Source organism: Allobosea lathyri, assembly GCF_900108245.1.
Classification (GTDB): domain Bacteria; phylum Pseudomonadota; class Alphaproteobacteria; order Rhizobiales; family Beijerinckiaceae; genus Allobosea; species Allobosea lathyri.
In genome coordinates, this window is sequence record NZ_FNUY01000002.1 from 90,395 (window position 1) to 111,053 (window position 20,659).

General features: G+C 66.3%; 16 protein-coding genes and 1 pseudogene. 9 read left to right on the plus strand and 8 right to left on the minus strand.

Translation table 11 applies throughout. The features are described from left to right. Window positions 1-23: 23 nt before the first annotated feature. Together C4S73_RS04820 and C4S73_RS04825 are read right to left on the minus strand one after the other, a co-directional pair. Window positions 24-1,265 (minus strand): aminotransferase-like domain-containing protein, encoded by a 1,242-nt coding sequence (locus C4S73_RS04820; RefSeq protein WP_103871371.1) that lies wholly within the window; start codon window positions 1,263-1,265, stop codon window positions 24-26. A 73-nt stretch (window positions 1,266-1,338) separates the two neighbouring features. After that, entirely contained in the window at window positions 1,339-1,833 is a 495-nt protein-coding gene (locus tag C4S73_RS04825; protein ID WP_425290313.1) for an Lrp/AsnC family transcriptional regulator, read from the minus strand. Between the two features lie 241 nt (window positions 1,834-2,074). Between C4S73_RS04825 and C4S73_RS04830 the strand changes: the two genes are divergently transcribed. The 9 genes from C4S73_RS04830 to C4S73_RS04875 all read left to right on the plus strand — a co-directional run bounded on the left by C4S73_RS04830 (window position 2,075) and on the right by C4S73_RS04875 (window position 12,844). Continuing rightward, complete coding sequence (locus C4S73_RS04830) at window positions 2,075-3,238, plus strand: MFS transporter (protein ID WP_103871818.1); 1,164 nt, start codon at window positions 2,075-2,077, stop codon at window positions 3,236-3,238. Window positions 3,239-4,044: 806 nt separating this feature from the next. Continuing rightward, window positions 4,045-4,533 (plus strand): GAF domain-containing protein, encoded by a 489-nt coding sequence (locus C4S73_RS04840; RefSeq protein WP_103871373.1) that lies wholly within the window; start codon window positions 4,045-4,047, stop codon window positions 4,531-4,533. 430 nt (window positions 4,534-4,963) lie between these two features. Then, the gene (gene exbB / locus C4S73_RS04845; protein ID WP_425290320.1) at window positions 4,964-6,061 is read left to right on the plus strand and encodes a tonB-system energizer ExbB; all 1,098 of its coding nucleotides are present in this window, start codon (window positions 4,964-4,966) and stop codon (window positions 6,059-6,061) included. 3 nt (window positions 6,062-6,064) lie between these two features. Beyond that, on the plus strand, window positions 6,065-6,520 hold the full coding sequence (exbD, locus tag C4S73_RS04850) for a TonB system transport protein ExbD (RefSeq protein ID WP_103871375.1): 456 nt from the start codon (window positions 6,065-6,067) through the stop codon (window positions 6,518-6,520). Continuing rightward, window positions 6,517-7,380, plus strand: a complete 864-nt coding sequence (locus C4S73_RS04855) for an energy transducer TonB family protein (RefSeq protein ID WP_244595440.1) — start codon at window positions 6,517-6,519, stop codon at window positions 7,378-7,380. The genes exbD and C4S73_RS04855 overlap by 4 nt, the downstream gene beginning before the upstream one ends. Before the next feature lie 479 nt (window positions 7,381-7,859). Beyond that, a complete protein-coding gene (locus C4S73_RS04860) occupies window positions 7,860-9,071 on the plus strand; it encodes an ABC transporter substrate-binding protein (RefSeq protein WP_103871377.1) in 1,212 nt (403 codons plus the stop codon). A 165-nt stretch (window positions 9,072-9,236) separates the two neighbouring features. Next, window positions 9,237-11,132: an ABC transporter permease gene (locus C4S73_RS04865; RefSeq protein WP_103871378.1), complete on the plus strand. Its 1,896-nt coding sequence runs from the start codon at window positions 9,237-9,239 to the stop codon at window positions 11,130-11,132. After that, window positions 11,129-11,932, plus strand: a complete 804-nt coding sequence (locus tag C4S73_RS04870; RefSeq protein WP_244595441.1) for an ABC transporter ATP-binding protein — start codon at window positions 11,129-11,131, stop codon at window positions 11,930-11,932. The genes C4S73_RS04865 and C4S73_RS04870 overlap by 4 nt, the downstream gene beginning before the upstream one ends. Before the next feature lie 207 nt (window positions 11,933-12,139). After that, on the plus strand, window positions 12,140-12,844 hold the full coding sequence (locus tag C4S73_RS04875) for an ABC transporter ATP-binding protein (protein WP_200827929.1): 705 nt from the start codon (window positions 12,140-12,142) through the stop codon (window positions 12,842-12,844). 82 nt (window positions 12,845-12,926) lie between these two features. Here the strand turns inward: C4S73_RS04875 and C4S73_RS04880 are convergent, their stop codons facing one another. From C4S73_RS04880 to C4S73_RS04905, 6 genes and pseudogenes are all read right to left on the minus strand, one after another. Then, window positions 12,927-13,787 carry a UPF0280 family protein gene (locus C4S73_RS04880; RefSeq protein ID WP_103871380.1) on the minus strand — a complete coding sequence of 287 codons (861 nt, stop codon included), beginning with the start codon at window positions 13,785-13,787 and terminating at the stop codon, window positions 12,927-12,929. 91 nt (window positions 13,788-13,878) lie between these two features. Then, on the minus strand, window positions 13,879-15,372 hold the full coding sequence (locus tag C4S73_RS04885; RefSeq protein WP_103871820.1) for a 6-hydroxynicotinate reductase: 1,494 nt from the start codon (window positions 15,370-15,372) through the stop codon (window positions 13,879-13,881). A gap of 351 nt (window positions 15,373-15,723) precedes the next feature. Continuing rightward, window positions 15,724-18,303 (minus strand): annotated as a pseudogene (locus tag C4S73_RS04890) (molybdopterin-dependent oxidoreductase); the annotation flags it as partial. Continuing rightward, window positions 18,300-19,184 carry an FAD binding domain-containing protein gene (locus C4S73_RS04895; RefSeq protein ID WP_103871381.1) on the minus strand — a complete coding sequence of 295 codons (885 nt, stop codon included), beginning with the start codon at window positions 19,182-19,184 and terminating at the stop codon, window positions 18,300-18,302. The gene C4S73_RS04895 and the pseudogene C4S73_RS04890, both read right to left, overlap by 4 nt. A gap of 28 nt (window positions 19,185-19,212) precedes the next feature. Next, on the minus strand, window positions 19,213-19,527 hold the full coding sequence (locus C4S73_RS04900; RefSeq protein WP_103871382.1) for a 2Fe-2S iron-sulfur cluster-binding protein: 315 nt from the start codon (window positions 19,525-19,527) through the stop codon (window positions 19,213-19,215). Further along, the gene (locus C4S73_RS04905) at window positions 19,527-20,585 is read right to left on the minus strand and encodes an NAD(P)/FAD-dependent oxidoreductase (protein ID WP_103871383.1); all 1,059 of its coding nucleotides are present in this window, start codon (window positions 20,583-20,585) and stop codon (window positions 19,527-19,529) included. The genes C4S73_RS04900 and C4S73_RS04905 overlap by 1 nt, the downstream gene beginning before the upstream one ends. Window positions 20,586-20,659: the final 74 nt, after the last annotated feature.

Sequence of the window (20,659 nt, forward strand, 5' to 3'; positions counted from 1 at the left end):
TGAACGTCGATTGCCTGCGCCGATCAGCTTCTTTGCCGTGACATCATCTGGACCGCCCCGGCCAAGCGCCTGACGCCTTCGGCGAGGCGGTCCGGCGGGTTGAGGGTGAAGTTGATGCGTATGGCGCGGCGATATTGTCCCGACGCGTCGAACACGCTGCTCGGCGTGATGCAGACGCCCGCCTCTATGGCGAGCGGCAACAGCCGATCGGTGTCGAGCAGGGGATCGCGTGCCACCGCCCAGACGAACATGCCGCCGACGGGCACCTCCCACGCGAACCAGTCCTCCAGATGTTCCGCGAGGGCGGTGCAGAGCGCGTCGCGGCGTTCGCGATAGAGGTTCACGATGACGGGCTGCATGCGCTCGACGAGCCCGCTTTCCAGCGCCGCCAGCGCAATGCGCTGGGTGACGCCGCTGGTGCACATATCCGAGCCCTGCTTGGCCATGGTCAGCGCGCCGATCATCTCGGGCGCGGCGATCACCCAGCCGATACGTAGTCCCGGCGCGATCTCCTTCGAGAGCGTACCCATATAGACGATCGGTCCATCGTAGCTCGCGCCGTGCCCTTTCAGGCCGGAGAGTTCGATCATGCGGGGCAGAGGCGCGGCGTCGTAATGCAGGGTGCCGTAGGGATCGTCCTCGACCAGCCAGGTTCCGGTGGCATGCGCGGCATCGACGAGCGCGTGGCGCATCGGCAGGCCCACGAGCCTGCCCGTCGGGTTCGAGAAATTCGGAACCGTGTAGGCGAACTGCGCGCCCGCCAGCGCTGCGAGAGGATCGAAATCCGGCTCGTCGAAGCGGAGGTTGCGGAAGCGCGGGCTGTGCGGCTTCCAGGCGTCAAGCGCGCCGAGATAGGTCGGGAACTGCCCGGCGATCAGTCCGCCTTGTTCGAGGAGAACCTTGCCGATCAGGTCCAGCCCCTGCATCCCGCTTGTCGTGATCAGGACATTGTCGCGGCTGAGCCGGAGCGTCGGCGTGCTGAAACGAGCCGCCAGCGCATCGCGCAGGTCAGGCAATCCTTCGATCGGACCGTAGCCCAATGTATCTTGAGGGTGCTGCGCGATGGCCTGCTGTGCAAGCGCGGCGAGTTCGGCGGCGGGATAGGTTTCGGGCGCCGGCAGGCCGCCGGCCATGTTGATCAGCCCCGGAATCCGCCCGGCCGACAGGAACGTGCGCGTGACGTCGTTGGTCGTGGCGAGCCAGCGCGCGAAAGCCGGCCGGGTGGCAGGGGCGCTGGCTGAGCGGATCGGTGAGGCGTCGTTCATCTGCTATATCCTGTCCGTCACGATAGTCCGACCACCGCAAGGGCTATTCGTCGATGGTGGTCCGCTGATGCAATCAGCGCTCCAATGGCACCGTCAGCCCGACCTTGACTCGATCCATCGCGACGAAGGTGCGGAATTTCTTGACGTTGTTGTTGCCGAAGAACAGGCGCCGGGTCAGCGCCTCATAGTCGGCCATGGTCGCGACCATGACGACAAGGACGAAATCGGCCTCGCCGGTCACGTAATAGCATTGCTGAATCTCGCGCGCGGCCAGGAATTCGCGCTTTGCAGCGTCGATCTCGTCGGCCGTCTCGCTGATCATCTCGACCTGGACGAAGATGGTGATCGATTGCCCGACCCGGTCGGGGTCGACCAGCGCGACATTGGCCCTGATGACGCCGTCCTCCTCCATTCGCTTGATCCGACGCTGGACGGCCGGAGCCGAGAGATTGACGGCCTCGCCGATCACGCGCTGGGGCGTCGTGTTGTCGCGCTGCAGGATCTCGAGAATGGCCAGATCGAAGCTGTCGAGCGGGCTTCTCTGGGGCGGGAAGGGCTTGGGCATCATGTCTCGCGAAGCAAACTTGCATATCTGCCCGCATTCGGCGGCAGTTCTTCGCGGAGCAGTGCAATATGTTTTCACCGCGAAGTCCAGCGGCGATGACATGCGTCCTCGCCCGCCATTCCGCTGATCACTCCCTGGCGTCATCGATATGCAAGGCGCCACTGCGTCACCGCGCTATGCGGGGCGGGCTTGCGCTGCCACAACCGCAGCCCGAGTACGCATGCGAGTACAGATGGATCAATCGATGAGCTTGGCGGAGACGATCGCGACATCGGAGCCTGGCCGGCCCGAACAGGTTTCGACGCGCATAGCCTTCTTCATCGCCGGCTTCGGCACGGCGGCATGGGCGCCGCTGGTGCCATTCGCCAAGGCCCGCGCCGGCATCGAGGACGGAGCGCTGGGCCTGCTTCTGCTGTGCCTCGGCGCGGGCTCGATAATCGCCATGCCCGTGGCCGGCGGGCTCGCGGCGCGCTTCGGCTGCCGGCGCGTACTGGTGGTCGCCACGTTGGTGATCTGCCTGACTCTGCCGCTGCTGGCGGTCGTCTCGGACCTTGTCCTGCTGGGTCTGGTGCTTTTCGTCTTCGGCGCTGGCGTCGGCTCGCTCGACTGCACGGTCAACATCCAGGCTGTGATCGTCGAGCGTGCGAGCGGGCGCGCCATGATGTCGGGTTTCCACGGGTTGTTCAGTGTCGGCGGCATTGCCGGTGCGGGCGGTGTCAGCGTCGCGCTGATGCTGGGCGCTTCGCCGCTGCTGGCCTCGCTGGGCGTCGTCGTGCTCATCCTTGCGGCGCTGTTTCGAGCGGCGCCCGATCTTCTCCCTTACGGCGCGACCGGAGATGGGCCGGCCTTTGCCGTGCCGCACGGCATCGTTCTGTTCATCGGCATCCTTTGCTTCGTGATGTTCCTGACGGAAGGCGCCGTGCTCGACTGGAGCGCCGTGTTTCTCAACTCCGTGCATGGCGTCGATCCGGCCTATGCCGGCCTCGGCTACGCAGCCTTTGCGACGACCATGACGATCGGGCGATTGACCGGGGACCGCTTGGTTCGGAGCATCAGGCCGAGCACCGTGATCGCGCTGGGCGCGCTCTGCGCCGCGGCGGGTCTCGCGCTCGCAACGCTGGGCCAATCGTGGATCGTCGGACTTGCCGGTTATGCGCTTGTCGGGGCCGGCTGCGCGAATATCGTGCCGGTGCTCTACAGCGCGGTCGGCCGGCAGAAGGTCATGCCGGAGCATGTCGCCGTGCCCGCGATCTCTACGCTCGGCTATGCCGGCATTCTGGCCGGCCCGGCCGCGATCGGCTTCGTGGCTCATGGCAGCAGCCTGTCGATCGCCTTCCTGATTGTCGCATTACTGCTCGTCGGTGTCGCCGCAAGCGGCCGGCTGCTGAACGAGGGAGGCGATCGCTGAAGCGAAAAGGGAAGGGGTCTTTCAGCGCCGCCGAGCAAAAATCGCAGCCTGGTTATGAAACCGAACCCATGGTCGATGCGTAGAGGATCTGACGCAATGATCGTGAGTTGTCGCACTTGCCGGATCAGAATGAACGCCGGACGAAGCTTGGCACCTTCGAGGTGGTTGCGGCTGACTCGGGGTGGCCCGGAGGTCAACCGTAGGGCGAGGAACTGTTGTCGGATATATTCTCACCGAAGTTTTCGATGTCGCTCTTCGATTGGTGATTTGATTAAATACTGGGCGAGCGTAACGTGCCCCGCAGAGAGATGGCGGTGCCGGAAGGTATTTCTCTCTTTCCGCTACGCGAAATCTTCGAGGATTGCGAGGCGGCGAAGAGTATCGCCATGCGAAGTCTGATGCCCACGCGTGGCGTGGGCATTAGGGTCCAGTGGGGCATAGCGAGCCGTTCCCGACCGAGTTTGAGGAGCGCGTCATGCAAAAGGCTAACCAGGACGCTCCGCTCCTGCCGTTGCTGCTGGCCTGGGCCAGGTATCGGTTGGCGCGTTTCATGATATCGCTCAGGCCCGCGCATAGCGCGGCTGGAATCGCAGTGCTGGTTGCGAAAGACGGTAATCCGCCGGGCGGATAGGCAGTCGCCTGCATTCAACAGCCGCTGTTGCGCTTCGTCGTCCGGCTGCAATTCAACGCGATCGATCTTGACCCCGTTTGGATCATGGCGACACGGCGGCGGCGCGATGGGCGTCATCCGGAAGGGGTGCTAAGAGCGGGCAGGCCCGCAGGGCGGTTTGCAGTTGGGAGCGACGATGTTTCAGGCTCAAGTGATCGAGAGCGCCGACAAGGTGGAGTTCTACCGCCAATTGTCGTCGCAGCTGGAGGCCTTGCTGGCGGGAGAGCGCGATTCGATCGCCAACGCCGCCAACACGTCGGCGCTGCTGTTCCAGATGATGCCCGACCTCAACTGGGCGGGATTCTATATCCTGCGTGAGGGTGAACTCGTGCTCGGACCGTTTCAGGGCCAGCCGGCCTGCGTGCGTATTCCCGTCGGGCGCGGTGTGTGCGGGGCAGCCGCTGCGCGCAAGCAGTCGGTCCTCGTCGAGGATGTCCATGCCTTTCCGGGGCATATCGCCTGCGATGCGGCGTCGCGCTCCGAACTCGTCGTGCCTTTGATCCGAGATGGCGAAGTCATCGGCGTCATCGATCTCGACAGCCCGAAGGTGGCCCGCTTCGATGCCGCCGATCTCGCCGGGGTCGAAAAGATAGCGGCGATCTATCTGGCGGCGAGCGCCGACTGAGCCGCACCAGGCTTCGCATTGTTGATCTTGTCATCGGCCGCGCAATGCGCGGCCGATCTGCGTTGGGGGCAAGGCTGCCCTCCGCGCAGCACCGGCGCGATCTATTTTTGCATGCCCAGCGCCCTGCTGGAGCTGACATTTCCGCCGCTCGATCACTGATGAGAGCGTGACGCTGGAAAGTCCGCCCGGGCGCGATCGCCATCGCCGCGATGTCCTGTTGGCCTTGACATGGCGGGGCAGTTGGAAGAGGCGTATCGCACATGCAGCAAGGCGGTTGCAAGCTGTTTTTTGTAATGATTCCAAGGAGGAAGCCATGGTGCCCCGCAAGCTCGCAGCTTTGCCGCAAGCCATGCCGGTAGGGCTCCGGGCCGACGCTAGCAGCGAGTGCCCGGTATCGGCGCCGCGCAGGCAAGCCGGGCTGGACGGAGCGATGATGCGCGCGCTGCGCTCCGCTGTGCTGGCCATGAGCCTGCTCTTGCTCGGCCAGGCTGCCGTGCTCGTTCCGGCACAGGCTCAAACCGCGCCGCCTCAATCCGTGGCTCCAGCCGAGCCGAGCCAGCCAGCGTCGCCACCTGCCGGCACGGCGGCTCCCTCCAATGGTGCCGCTCCGGCGCAAGGCAATGGCCCTGCGCTGGTTGCGCCGATGAATGCGCTTCCTCCGGCGCTGCCCCAGCTCGGCATCGCGCCGCCCTCGGCTGCACATCCGACCGCGGCAACGACGCTGCCCGCGACGACGACCGGCCTGCCGCATGATCTCTCGCCATGGGGGATGTTCATGGCTGCCGACATCGTCGTGAAGGTGGTGATGGTGGGGTTGGCGTTCGCCTCTGTGGTGACCTGGACGATCTGGCTGGCCAAGGTTCTGGAGTTGGGCGCCGCGAAGACCGGGGCGGTGCGGGCTTTGCGCCGGCTTGAGGCGGCCGACAGCCTGAGCGAGGCCGCGGCTGCAATCGGTGGCAAGGGCGGCAAGCTGCGCGGCTCCGTCGGCGTGCTGCTCGGCGCGGCGCTCGCCGAAACCCGCCGCTCGATCGACCTCGGCGATGACGGCATCAAGGAGCGCGTCTCCATTGCCCTGTCGCGGATCGAGGCGCGGGCAGGGCGCTCGATGGCGCGCGGTACCGGCCTTCTCGCTACGATCGGCTCGACTGCGCCCTTCGTCGGCCTGTTCGGCACGGTCTGGGGCATCATGAATTCATTCATCGGCATCAGCCAGGCCAAGACGACGAATCTCGCGGTCGTCGCGCCCGGCATCGCCGAAGCGCTGCTGGCGACCGCCATCGGCCTGGTCGCGGCGATCCCGGCCGTGATCATCTATAATGTCTTTGCCCGCGCGATCACCGGTTACCGTGCGACGCTTTCGGATGCCTCGGGCGAAATCCTGCAGCATCTTTCGCGCGATCTCGAGCGCCGCCAGCGTGGCGCTGCGCAGGCAGCCCGAGGGGCGCCGCCAGCTGCCGTCCGTGCCGCACCGGCCCAGCCGGGCCCGAGCCAACTCAGCGCGGCGATGCCGCGCGTGCCCGCGGAGTAGGTCATGGCCGTATCGCTCAAGGACCCGCAGGACGGCGATCTCAGCGAGGTCAGCGACATCAATGTCACGCCCTTCATCGACGTGATCCTGGTGCTGCTGATCATCTTCATGGTCGCAGCCCCGCTCTCAACCGTGGATGTCGCGGTCGACCTGCCGGTGTCGAATGCGCAACCGCAGCCGCGTCCGGACACGCCCGTATTCCTGACGGTCAAAGGCGATCTCTCGCTGGCTCTGGGCAATGACGGCGTGCCGCGCGAGGCCTTGCAGGCGACGCTCGACCGTCAGACCAACAATGATCGCGAGCAGCGCGTCTTCCTCCGCGCCGATGGAGCCGTGGCCTATCGCGAGCTGATGGATGTGATGAACCTCCTGCGCAATGCCGGCTATCTCAAGATCGCGCTCGTCGGGCTCGAGGATACCGGGCAGAGCCCGGCGCCTGCGACAGGTCCCAAGCCGTGAGTACGCGCGCGCAAAGCATCGGCTCGCGGCTGTGGCCCGCGATGTTGCGCTGGGGGCTGGCGGCGCTGGTCGTGGCCGGCGTCCATGCCGGCGCGGGCTGGGTGATCGTGACCTGGCAGCGGGCGGAGGCTGCCATGGGCGCGCCGCCGGCCGCCGTGATGATAGAGCTTGCCCCAATCGCGGTCGCGCCGGAAGCGCCGGCCCAGGAGGTCGCGCCCGGGCCCGAAATGGTCGAGGCCCAGCCCGAGCCTCCACCGGAACCGATCGAGCAGCCCAAGCCGATCGAGCCGCCGCCGATCGAAGAGCCGGAACCTGTGGCGTTGCCGGAGCCGGAGATCAAGATTCCAGAGCTGCCGTCGCTTCCCGATGCCGCTGCCGTGCTCAGTCCTCCGCCGCCGCCGCAACCCAAGCCGAAGCCTGAGGTCGTCAAGCGCAAGCCGCCGCCGAAGCCGCGCGTGGTCGAGCGCCGCAAGCCGGTCAATCCCGACAAGCCGCGCGCAGAGCAGACCACGGCGCCCACAGCGCAGGCTCAGGCAGCTCCGACCGCGGCAGCGCCCCGGTCGGGCGCATCTTCCGCCTCTCCGGCCTCGTCAGCGAGCTGGCGCGGCACCCTGATCGCGCATCTCAACCGTTACAAGCGCTTCCCCGGCGGGGCGAGCCCCGGCACGGTGCAGGTAGCCTTCAGCATCGACCGGTCCGGCCGGGTGTTGTCGGCCCGCCTCGTGCGCGGCTCGGGAGATGCCGCGCTGGATGAAGAGGCGGTCTCGATGATCCGCCGCGCCAGCCCCGTGCCGGCGCCACCGGACGGGCTTGGCGGCGGGACCATCGCATTGGCGGTACCGGTGAGGTTCTCGCGCTAGTTCCGGATTGAACCGGCTCATCACGTGCCTTGGCGCATTGCGCAGGCATCGCTTCAAGAAAAGCATGGCTCCCAAGAAAAAAGGGCCGCGCGTGAGCGCAGCCCAAGTCTAGGGAGGAAACGCCCAAGGAGGGCGACGCAGCATCGCTGCTACGGTGCAAGATACATAGGGTGGGCCTGCCCTCGTCACAAGCATAAAAGGGCAGCACTCTTGTCCTAATTTTGAGCATGTCGCTTTCTTGAGCAGGCGACGGCTGGCGCTTCCCGCCCAATCACGGCCGAAACGGGCGAAATCACGCAAAAACGGCACGAAAATCCGGTTCCGGCCTGCATGTTTTTAGGCATTGACAAGCAATTTAGGGCTCTTCAAATTCGTAGGTACACAAATGAATTTGCCGGCTGACGCAAAGTCTCCGGCATGCGACATCTGTCCAAGAGCACCGGGGCGTACCGCCAACGGGCCTGACATGGGGAATCGGGATGACGATCGACCGTCGGAGTTTTCTGGGTGTGGCCTCCATGGCTGCGATCGCCGCGCCGTCCCTCGTGCGGGCGCAGGGCGCCGGCCCGATCAAGGTGGGCGAGATCAACAGCTATACGGCCCAGCCCGCCTTCCTGAAGCCCTACCGCCAGGGCTGGGAACTGGCGCTGGAGCAGATCAACGCGGCCGGCGGTGTGATGGGGCGCAAGATCGAGACGATTTTCCGCGACGATGGCGGCAAGCCCGAAGATGCCGTCCGCCACGCCGGCGACCTGGTCAATGCCGAGAAGGTCGACCTGCTCTCGGGTGGCTTCCTGTCGAATGTCGGTCTTGCGATCGCTGATTTCGCCAAGCAGAACAAGAAGCTCTATGTCGCATCCGAGCCATTGTCGGACGCGGTCGTCTGGGCGAACGGCAACCGCTACACCTTCCGGCTGCGGCCCTCGACCTATATGCAGGCCGCCATGCTCGTGGAGGAAGCGGCGAAGCTTCCGGCCAAGAAATGGGCGCTGGTGGCGCCGAACTACGAATACGGCCAGTCCGGCGTTCGCTGGTTCAAGGAGCTGCTGAAGAAGGCGAAGCCCGACGTCGAATTCGTGGCGGAACAGTTCCCGGCGCTGGGCCGCATCGATGCCGGCGCCACCGTGCAGGCGCTGGAGGCCTCCAAGCCCGATGCGATCTTCAACGTGACCTTCGGCGCAGATCTCTCGAACTTCGTGCGCCAGGGCAATACGCGCGGTCTGTTCGAGGGCCGGTCGGTCGTGTCCATGCTGACCGGCGAACCTGAATATCTCGATCCGCTCGGCGCAGAGGCTCCCGTGGGATGGATCGTCACCGGCTACCCCCATGCCGATATCCAGACGCCCGAGCACGTGAAATTCCGGGATGCCTACAAGGCGAAATACAACGACTATCCAAGGTTGGGTTCCGTCGTCGGCTTCGACACGATGAACTCGATCGCCGCCGCGCTCGCCAAGGCAGGATCAACGGATACCGAGAAGCTGGTCGATGCTCTGGAAGGGCTGAAATTCCCCTCCGCCTTCGGTTCGGCCGAATATCGCGCCATCGACCACCAGTCGACGCTCGGAGCCTATGTCGGCAAGACGGCGGTGAAGGACGGCAAGGGCACGATGGTCGACTGGACCTATCGCGACGGCGCCAAATATCTGCCTGATGATGCCGAGGTGAAGAAGCTTCGCCCGGCAGGGTAGCGGCCCTGCCTGCTCGAACATGAACCTCCGTCATCCCGGACAGGCAGCGTCAGCTGCGCCGCTCCGGGATCGATCGGAGGGCTGTGGAGCTCCAAGATGGATCCAGGGCGTTCGCTGCGCTGCGCCCCGGATGACGGCTGAGCTTTGGCCCCAGGCGGTTTCCTCATGATCGATCTCATCCTCACGCAGACATTGAACGGGCTGGCTTCGGCCTCGTCGCTCTTCCTCGTCGCTTCGGGGCTGTCGATCATCTTCGGCGTCACGCGGATCGTGAATTTCGCGCATGGCTCGCTCTATATGCTGGGAGCCTATCTCGCCTGGACGCTGGTGAGTTATCTCGGGCCTGCCGATACGTTCGGGTTCTGGGGCGGCGTGCTCCTGGCGGCGCTGCTGGTCGGGCTGGCAGGCGTGCTGATCGAGGTGCTGATCTTGCGCCGGATCTATCAGGCACCGGAGCTGTTCCAGCTGCTCGCGACCTTCGGCGTCGTGCTGATGCTGCAGGATCTGGCGCTGGCGACCTGGGGGCCGGAAGACAAGCTCGGGCCGCGCGCGCCGGGCTTCAAGAGCTTCGTCATCCTGTTCGACAACCGTTTCCCGACCTATGAGCTCTTCCTGATCGCGGTCGGGCCGCTCGTGCTCGGCCTGCTCTGGTTCCTGTTCCAGAAGACGCGCTGGGGTACGCTGGTCCGCGCCGCAACGCAGGATCGCGAGATGGTCGGAGCGCTCGGCGTCAATCAGCGCCTGCTTTTCACCTCGGTCTTCGCTTTCGGCTCGATGCTGGCCGGGCTTGGTGGCGCATTGCAGCTGCCGCGCGAGGCGGTGAACCTGCATATGGACCTCGCCATGATCTCGGAGGCCTTCGTCGTGGTCGTCGTCGGCGGTCTCGGCAGCGTGACGGGCGCCTACCTTGCCGCCGTTCTGATCGGCATCCTCCATGCCTTCGGCATCCTGATCTTTCCCAAGATCACGCTGGTTCTGGTCTTCCTGGTGATGGCGGTGGTGCTGGTGGTGAAGCCCTATGGCTTGATGGGCCGGGCGCCCGTCGGCCATGCGCGCGGCCATGGGCCAGCCGAGCCCCTGCTGCTGCCCGCCGACAGGCTGACGAAGCTCGCGGGCCTGCTCGCCCTGGCATTGCTGGCGCTCACGCCGATCTTCGCGCCCGACTATCTCCTGTCGACGCTGACCGAGCTGATCATTTTCGCGCTGTTTGCCGCCAGCCTGCATTTCATGATGGGGCCGGGCGGGATGGCCTCGTTCGGGCACGCCGCCTATTTCGGGCTCGGCGCTTATGGCGCGGCGCTCGCCGTCAAATGGCTGGGCGCGCCGATGGAGCCGGCGCTCGTCTTCGCGCCCTTCCTGGCGGGCATCGCAGGCGTCGTCTTCGGCTGGTTCTGCGTTCGGCTGTCGGGTGTCTATCTGGCCATGCTGACGCTCGCCTTTGCCCAGATCGCCTGGGCGACGGCGTTCCAGTGGGTCGAGCTGACCGGCGGCGACAACGGCATTCTCGGCGTCTGGCCCTCGGCCTGGGCATCGTCGAAGACCGCCTATTTCTATCTGACGCTCGGCGTCTGCGCCGTTTCGATCGTGGCGCTGCGCCTGACGATCTTTTCGCCGCTCGGCTATGGGCTGCGCGCGGCGCGCGACAATCCATTGCGGGCAGAGGCGATCGGGCTCGATGTCATGCGCATCCAATGGGTCGCCTTCATCGTCGCGGCTTTCGCCGCCGGTATTGCCGGCGCGCTCTTCGCCTTTTCGAAGGGCTCGGTCTTCCCGACCTATATGGCGATCCCGCGCTCGGTCGATGCGCTGCTGATGGTGCTGCTCGGTGGTGTCCAGACCGTATCGGGCCCGATCATCGGCGCCTTCGCCTATGCCGGCCTGAGCGAGCAATTGATGAAGGCGACGATGTACTGGCGCTTCGGGCTGGGACTGTCGATCGTTCTGCTGGTCATCCTATTTCCGCGCGGGCTGGTGGGCGGCTCGCTCCTGCTGGTCGAGCGCTGGTGCAGGCGGCCTGAAGCCGCAGCGACAGCCAGGCTCGCAGCGGAGGGCGGCCGATGAGCGTGGTTCTCCAGCAGAGCAGGGCTCCCGCTATGGCCGGAGACCCAGTCCTCGTTGTACGCGACCTCGCAAAATCCTTCGGCGGCGTGCGCGCGGTCGACGGTGTCTCCTTTTCGGTCGAGGCCGGGACCATGCTGGCGCTGATCGGTCCCAACGGAGCCGGCAAAACGACTTGCTTCAACATGCTCAATGGCCAGCTCAGGCCGGACAAGGGCGAGGTGCTGCTTGGCGGCCGCCCGATCACCGGCATGAAGCCCCGCGCCGTCTGGCGGATGGGGGTGGGGCGCACCTTCCAGATCACCGCGACCTTCACCTCGATGACGGTGCGCGAGAACGTCCAGATGGCGCTGATCTCGCATGCCGGCGAAATCTGGAGCCCCTTCGGCCGGGCGCGCGATCGGCACAAGGCGGCTGCCGATGCCTTGCTGGCGCAGGTCGGCATGGTCGAGCAGGCGGAGCGCGCCTGCGGGGTGCTGGCCTATGGCGATCTCAAGCGCGTCGAGCTCGCGGTCGCGCTCGCCAATCAACCCAAGCTCTTGCTGATGGACGAGCCGACCGCTGGAATGGCGCCGCGCGAGCGTATCGAGCTGATGGCGCTGACGGCGGAGATCGCCGCCGCAAAGGGCATCGCGGTGCTTTTCACCGAGCACGACATGGATGTCGTCTTCACCCATTCCGACAGTGTCATCGTGCTCGATCGTGGCCTGCTGATCGCCCATGGCACGGCCGAGGAGGTGCGGCGCGACCCAAATGTGCGCGCGGTCTATCTCGGCTCCGGCGCCACTTCGGGAGGGCATTGACGTGATCGTTGCAAGCAAAGCCGCGCCGTCATTCCGGGGCGTGCCGCAGGCGCGAGCCCGGAACCCAGAACCGCCGAGGCTCGCGGCAACGAAGGCTACCGGCGCTGCGTCATCCGGATCGAGTTCCGCGGTTCTGGGTTCCGGGCTCGATGCTGCGCATCGCCCCGGAATGACGGCGTGGTGCGAGAGCCTGCTCAAGGTGGTCGTATGATGCTCGAAATCACGGCGCTCGATGCCTATTACGGCCGCGCGCATATCCTGCAGGGCTTGAGCTTCTCGATGAGTCGCGGCGAGGTTCTGGCCTTGATGGGCCGCAATGGTGCGGGCAAATCCACCACCATGAAGGCGATCATGGGCCTGGTGCCGCCGGCCGGGGGGACGGTGTCGTTCGAGGATCAACGGGTGGATGGTCGCGAGCCGTTCGAGATCGCGCGCATGGGCATCGGCTATGTGCCGGAGGATCGGCGTGTCTTCTCCGAACTCAGCGTGATGGAAAACCTGTCAGTGGCGCAGCGACCGCCGCGCGCCGACGTGCCGCATTGGACGCCGGAGCGGCTCTTCGCGCTCTTTCCCAATCTTGGGCGCATGCGCGACCGGCCGGGCGGCGCGATGTCGGGCGGCGAACAGCAGATGCTCACCATCGCGCGCACGCTGATGGGCAATCCCAAGCTCGTCCTGCTGGATGAACCCTCGGAAGGGCTGGCGCCCGTTATCGTCGAGGAGATGGCCAGGACCATCCTGGCGCTGAAAGGCGAGGGGCTGAGCGTGCTGATCTCGGAGCAGAACCTGCATTTCGCCGGCAATGTCGCCGACCGCGCCGCGATCATCGAGAAAGGCATGATCCGCTTCACCGGCACGATGGATGAGCTGAAGGCGAACGAGGCGGTCAGGTCGCAATATTTGTCTGTCTGAGCAGCGTCATTCTCGGGCGGCGCGAAGCGCAGACCCGAGAAACTCTCGCGAAAGGACGCTGCTTCTGCCTGAGATGGTCGGGTCAAGCCCGACCATGACGGGGGAGGATCGCTCCGCCGACACTGCGCCATTCTTTGGCAAGCGCCAGCAACGCGCCTTCGATCAGGCCTTCTTTCAAGAGCGCGTCGGCGCGCCTGACGCCATTGTCGAGCGCTTCCGCCACCGCCTGCGGCGACAAAGGCCCCACATCGACAGTCACGGCCAAACCCCTCAGGTCGCTGTCGGGATCGAGATCGCGTGCCGGCCTGCGGATGATCACGGTGTCCTCGACAGTCACTGCATTGGCGATGACGGTCGCGGCGGCGTCGGCTTCGGCCGCGCTGCGCGCCAGCACGGTGACCGCATCGGCAATGCCCAGCGAGAAGGAGCGGCCATGGCGCCCGCTGGTGGCGATGCCGCGCACCGGGCTCTTCGCATCGAGCCGCAGGAAGCCCTCCGGTCGCGCCATTGCCAGCGAGGGCACGACACCGATGTCGAGCGGGTGGTCGGCCGTCAGATGGATGGCGATGTCGCCGCCATTATTGACATAGGCGCGCTCCAGGCCGGGCTCGTGCGCGATCATCGCTGAGAGGATGGTGTCGGCGACGGCGCCCGCGACGGCCGCCATCGGGGTGATATAGCTGCTCCGGAACGGCCAGCAGGCCCTGGCCATCTGCTGCGCCGTGGCGCCCTTGAGCGAGGGGGGCTGATGGTCGAGCGGTTGGCGCAGCAGGCGCAGCTCGCGCGTGAGTTCGGTCAGAAGTCCCGTGAAGCGTTCTTCGGCTGCGCCATAAGCGCGCTGGACCTGTCGCGGGCCACCAAAGGCGGCGATCACCAGATCGATCGGACCTTCCTGCAGATGCAGGCGGCCGCCGCTCAAGCGCGCGCTCCGGTGGGTTTTCATGTCGTGTCCGCCTGCGAGAGCGGCCACTCTAGAGCGCAGCGCTGTGACGAAGGAAAGTCGGCATCGTGCTCAGGGACATGTGGGCTGCAGATTAGCCGCTATCGCGGCGCAGCGGCCACGGATTGTCCGCGAAACCGGTCTCTATCCGGGCCTGCCCGCCATGCGCGCGCAGCACCTCCTCGATCGGAACGATCTCGTCGGCATGGCCGCCCGAGGCCAGGTAGAGTTCCCGTGGCAAAGTAAACTCGATCGGAGCAACGATGGCCGGCGTCGGCACATAGCCGAATGCGTTTCTGGGCATGCGGAGAACGTCGACCATCACGGTGATTCCACCACCCGGCCAGACATAGACCGGCGCGCCGCCCATGGTCACCCGCGTCGTGCCGGCCTGCACGGAACGCGTCAGCAGCACGGGGTTTTCGGTGACGCCTGCTCTCAACGAACCGCCCGCACCGGCCATGAAGGTCACGGTGCACAAGGACGGTTCGCAGTTCTCGCCGATGCGTTCGACCACCTGTCGCACTGCGGCCGGCATCTCGGCTTCGACCGGCAAAAGATTCTCGTCGAGCACGCAGTAAAGCGAATCCTCGCCGGTGGTCGAGGTCATCAGCAGGCGCATGCCTGGCCAGGCCAGGCCTGCATCGATCTTCTGGATGATCGAGAGCGGTTCCGTGATGTCGGTGCCGCCCCAGCCGAGGCCGGGTTCGGCTACCTGGAAATAGCGGCCCGGCGTCGATTTGCGCCCGCGCACGCGGATGCCGGCGGGGCGCATGTCGAGCACGCGGCCGGCCTGATGCTCGGTCAGCACGCCGGTGATGTGATCGTCGACGACGATGACCTCATCGACATGGCCAAGCCATTGCCGGGCGAAGATACCGACCGTCGCAGAGCCGCAGCCGACGCGCATGCGCGTCTCCGGCTTGCCGTCGACGATGGGGGCCTGGCCGGCCTGAACGATGACGCCATGACCGCCGTCGATCGTCAGTTCCACCGCCTCGCCATTGCTGAGCTTCAGCATCGTGTCGCAGGTGGCGTTGCCCTCTTTCTTGGAACCGCCGGTGAGGTGGCGAACGCCGCCGAGCGAGAGCATCTGCGAGCCGTATTCGGCGGTCGTGACATGGCCGACCTGCTCGCCATTCGCGCGCACGGCGGCCGTCTCCGGGCCGAGATGACGATCGGTGTCGATCTTCACCTTGACGCCGCAATAGGAAAAGATGCCCTCGGTCACGACCGTGACCGTGTCGACGCCGTCATGCTGCGAGGAGACGATGAACGGGGCCGGCTTGTAGTCGGGATAAGTCGTGCCCGAGCCGATGCCGGTCACGAATGCGCGGTTTGCCGGCAGGATCTTGCCGTCCCAATCCTCGGCATTTTCCGCGAAGGGCACGACATGGCTGCCGCCTTCGACCGCCTGCGCCAGCAGCACGACCGGATCGGTGCGCACCAGCAGGCCGTTGTCATTGGCATAGCGCGAGCAGGCGCCGGCGCGGCCGGGCCTGATCCGGCACAGCACCGGGCAGGCGTCGCAGCGGACAATGCCGTCGACACCTTCCGAGGCGCCGAACTTGCGCGAGCGCTCGGCCAGTGCGGAGGTTGCCGCGCCCTCACGCGAGCCCTCATCCTGAGGAGCAGGCGAAGCCTGCGTCTCGAAGGATGGTCCAACGCCCTGTGGAGCATCCTTCGAGACGGCCGCGGGCGCGACCTCCTCAGGATGAGGGCTGTGTTTGGTTTTCGAGTCTTGCTCCCGCAGCAGCTCCCACAGCCGATGTGGCAGCACGGGCACCTGGCGCGGCGTGACGCCGGTTGCGTGCCGGATCGCGCCGAGGATCGCCGGTGCGGTCGGCACCAGAGCCGGCTCGCCGATCCCCTTGGCGCCCGATGGCCCCAGCGGCTCGGCATCCTCGATCAGGATGATGTCGATCGGCGGCACGTCACCGGTGGTCGGGATCAGATAATCATGCAGGTTTTCGGTGCGGCCGGGCAGGTACTCCTCCAGCAGCGCGAGCCCGATACCCTGCGCGATCCCGCCATGGATCTGGCCCTCGACCAGCATCGGATTGATCGCCTTGCCGACATCATGGGCGGCGACGATGCGGTTGAGCTTGATCGTGCCGAGGTCGAGATCGACGTCGAGCGAAGCGATCTGCGCCGCAAAGCCATAGGTGGCATAGGGGATGCCCTGGCCCTTTTCGTCGAGCGGCACGGTCGGTGGGTCGAAGGAGCCCACGCCTTCCAGCACGGTTCCGTCCGCCCTGGCGGGGAGGGCGGAAAGGTCGATGCGCGTCGTGACCCCGCGCTCCTCGACCAGCAGTTCAGGTCCCATGAGGGTCAGACGCGCTGCCGGGCCGGCATTGGTCAGCCGCAGGATCTCGGCTCGAAGGGCGCCGGCCGCCCGTTCCGAGGCCTTGCCCGAAACGAAGGTCTGGCGCGAGGCGGAGGTCTTGCCGGCGTCGAAAGTCTTGAAGGTGTCGCCGATGACCAGTTCGAACTGTTCGACCGGCACGCCCAGCGCATCGGCGGCGATCTGCGTCAGCACCGTGGTCGAGCCCTGGCCGATATCGACCGCGCCGTTCCAGAAGGTCAGCCGCCCATCCTTCGCCAGCGTGATCCGCATGGTCGAGGGGTTCGACATCCCGGTATTGCCGATGCCGTACCACATGCAGCCGACGCCGACGCCGCGCCGCGTGCGGCCTTCGCCCGCGTTGAACGCGGCTGCCTCTGCGAGCAGGGCCTGCCAATGCGGTTTCAGCGCCTCGAGACATTCGGCCAATCCGGCGCTTGCCTCCAGCACCTGCCCGCACGGCGTCGTGTCGCCGGCCCGGATGGCGTTGAGAAGGCGGAATTCAAGCCGGTCCAGCCCTGTCGCTTCGGCCAGATCATCGAACAGGGTTTCCTGCGCGATCGCGGCCTGGGGGACGCCGAAGCCGCGAAAAGCGCCCGAGGGCGGGCCATTGGTGTAGATCGCGCAGGAGAGGTTGCGGACATTGGGCACCTTATAGGGGCCGGTCGCATGGACCGGGACCCGGCCCGCGACCGTAGGACCCCAGGAGGAGTAGGCACCGGTGTCGAAATCGCCGTCCATCGCATAGGCGACGAGCCGACCATCGCTATCGCAGGCCGCCTTCGCCTGGATCGTCGAAGGGTGGCGCTTAGTCGAGGAGATCATCGACTCGATCCGCCCGAAGACGCAGCGCACAGGCCGGTCCAGCAACCAGGCCGCGACCGCCAGCATCGGTTGGAGCGAGACGTCGAGCTTGCCGCCAAAGCCGCCACCACAGGCGGAGGGGATGATCCGGACATCGTCCAGGCCTAAGCCGAGCACTCGCGCGACCTCGTCGCGGTCCATATAGGGCGCCTGGGTGCAGGCGAAGATCTCGATCGTGTCGCCGATGCGCCGGGCATAGCCGGCCTCGGGCTCGATATAGGCATGCTCGACGAAGCCGGTCTCGAAGGCGCCCGAGGCGATGTGGGCTGCACCGGCAAAGCCGGCCTCGACGTCGCCGCGCTCGACCCGGCCCCGCGTCAAGACATTGTCGGGCGCGAAATCATGCAGGGCAAAGGCGTCCTCGCCCAGCGCCGCCTTCGGGCCGATCATCGGGGCGAGCTTCTCCCAGACGATCGGCAACTCGTCCGCGCGCACGGCTTCGACTGCCGCTCTCTCGCCGACAATGGCGAGCACGCATTCGCCGCGATAGCGGGTCTCGCCGGTCGAGAAGACCGGCTGGTCCTTGAGATGCGGGTAGATGCCGAAGGAGTTCTCGCCCGGCACGTCGCCGGCCGTGAAAATCCGGACAAGGCCGGGCCGCGCCGCGACGAAGGCGTCGAGATCGCCGAGCGTGAAGCGCGCACGGGGATGAGGCGAGCGCAAGGCACGTAGCCAGAGAGCGCCATCGGGAGCGGTGTCGGCACCATAAATTTCGGTTCCGGCCACCTTGGGCTCTCCGTCGAGGCGGGCGATGCGGCTTCCGATCGAAGCGCCGTCGGGCGCTGGCGCAATGGGAAGCGCGTTCGCGAGGTGGCTGTGCGCTCCGCGCACGGCCTCGACGATCTTGAGATAGCCGGTGCAGCGGCAGAGCACGCCCCCCAGCGCGTCGAGCGTCTCGCGCTCGCTCGGCTGCGGGTTTCGTTGCAGCAGGTCGTAACCCGCCATCAGCATGCCGGGCGTGCAGATGCCGCATTGTGCCGCGCCATGGGCGTGGAAAGCCCGCTGCAGGGCCGCCCCCAGCGCGTCATCGGCCAGTCCTTCCACCGTCGTGACATCACGGCCTTCGAGCTGGCCGATCGGGACGAGGCAGGCACAGGCCTGCGCCTTGTCGATCAGCACGGTGCAGGCTCCGCAATCGCCGGCGTCGCAGCCGACCTTGGTTCCCGTGGCGCCAAGGCTGGTGCGCAGCGCCTCGCTGAGGCGCGTATCGGCTGCGTCGCGGAGGGCTACGTCGCTGCCATTCAGGCGAAAGCTGATGCAGCCCTGGCGCAGCGGGTCGGTCGTCAAGGTGGAGCGGTCATGCACGTTCATGCGGCGACTTCCAGCGGCGATGAGAATAGCTCCGACAGCGCCCGGCGCACCAGCACGAGCGCGGCCTCGCGACGATAGGCGGTGCTGGCGCGGACATCGTCGATCGGCGCGAGCGACGCGAGATCGGCGGCGGAGATGTCGGCTGCCAGCACTGGCGAAGCGGCCTGGCCGGTCAGGCGTTGTTCCAAGGCGTGCAGCCGTTGCGGCGCGGCCGAGCAGGCGCCGAGCGCGATCCGGGCGTCGTCGATCCGGCCCTGGCCGTCGAGCGCGACCATGGCTGCGACGGAGGCGATCGAGATCACGAGATAAGCGCGCGCGCCGAGCTTCAGGAAGGTCGAGCGGGCCTGTTCCGGCTGCGCCGGAATATGCACGGCGACCAGCAATTCATCGGGCGCCAGGGCCGTCTTGCGATTGCCGAGCACGAAATCGGCCAGTTTCAGGCGACGGCGGCCGCGCCCACTGGCGAGTTCGACTTCCGCATCCAGCGCCAGCAAGGGGGGCACGCCATCCGCTGCAGGTGAGGCATTGCAGAGATTGCCCCCGACTGTACCGCGGTTCTGGATCTGGACGCCGCCGACCTGGCGGCTTGCCTGCTTCAGCATCGCAAAACCGGTGGGCAGTTCTGCTTCGGCGATGGCGCTCCATGTCGCCATGGCACCCAGCCGGATGCCGCTTGCTTCGCGGGTGATGCCGCCCAGTTCGGGGATGAGGCTGAGATCCAGCACATCGCGGCTATAGGCCTCGAACCAGGCGGAGCGCTGGGTCCGGACCGGGTAGACGTCGGTGCCACCCGCCAGAAGGGTCAGCGGTGCCCCGGCGGCGGTGTCCGCCCTGAGCGCGAGGGCTTCATCGAGAGTTCGGGGTCGAAGATAGCGCGGCACTGCTTCGGCTCCTTGTCGGCGGGGTCGCTCAGGCCAGCTCGGGCGCCAGTACGACGGTCAGCCCGTCGAGTTCCGGCGAGAACAGGATCTGGCAGGCGAGACGCGAATTAGGACGCACATCATAGGCTTCGTCGAGGCGGTCCAACTCGTCTTCGCGCGGCGGATGCAATTTCTCGACCCAGTCCTGCGCGACATAGACATGGCAGGTGGCGCAGGCACAGGCGCCGCCGCATTCGGCCTTGATCGGCAGGCCCCAGTCGCGGATGATTTCCATCAGCCGCCAGCCTTCGAGCGCTTCAAGCTCGCGTTCCTCGCCTTCGCGATCGACGACGCGCACATGCATCAGGCGACCCCGAGCTTTTTCTGGAGGGATGTCGAGGAGGTCGTGTACTGGAAGGTCAGGCGCTTGTCGGGATAGACGTAGCGATGGACCTTCTGGGCGGCGAGCGCGGCCTCGTGGAAGCCCGAGAGGATGAGCTTGAGCTTGCCGGGATAGGTGTTGATGTCGCCGATGGCGAAGATGCCCGGTGTCGAGGTCTCGAATTTCTCGGTATCGGCCGGGATCAGGTTCTCGTTGAGGTTGAGGCCCCAATCGGCGATCGGGCCGAGCTTCATGGTCAGGCCGAAGAAGGGCAGCAGCGTATCGCAGGCGATCTCGAAGGTCTCGCCCGCAGCATCGCGGCAGATCGCGGCTTCGAGCGTCGCGCCCTCGCCTCGGAGGCCGGTGACCTGGCCGAGCTTCATGTCCATCTGGCCTGACGCGACCAGCGCGCGCATCTGCTCGACCGAATGGGGGGCGGCGCGGAAATCGTCGCGGCGATGCATCAGCGTGACGCGGCGCGCGATCGGCTGCAGGTTCAAGGTCCAGTCGAGCGCGGAATCGCCGCCGCCGACGATCAGCACGTCGCGACCGCGAAACGCCTCCATCTTGCGTACGGCATAGAAGACCCCAGCTCCGCCGCCGGACTTGCCCTCATAGGCATCGATGCCGGGGATCGGCGGCTTCTTGGGCTGGAACGAGCCGCCGCCGGCGGCGATCAACACGGTCTTGGTGTCGAAGACGGTGCCGGCGTCGGTCACGACGCGGAAGCGCGGGGCCTCGGCCGTGCCGGTCGGCTCCAGCGCCTGGATCATCTGGTTGAGATGGAAGGTCGGGCCGAACGGCTTGATCTGCTCGATCAGGTTGTCGACCAGGCCCTGGCCGGTGACGACGGGGAAACCGGGAATGTCGTAGATCGGCTTTTCCGGATAAAGCTCGGCGCACTGCCCGCCGACCTTGGGCAGGATGTCGACCAGATGCGCCCGGATGTCGAGCAGGCCCAGCTCGAACACCGCAAACAACCCGCACGGACCCGCCCCCACAATCACGACATCCGTGGTGATGATGTTGTCGTTTGTCATCGTGGCTCCCGGTGTCGGTGCCGTCCTCCGCGTGATCATGCGGAGGCGGTGCAGAACTCCTGTGCATTATTGTT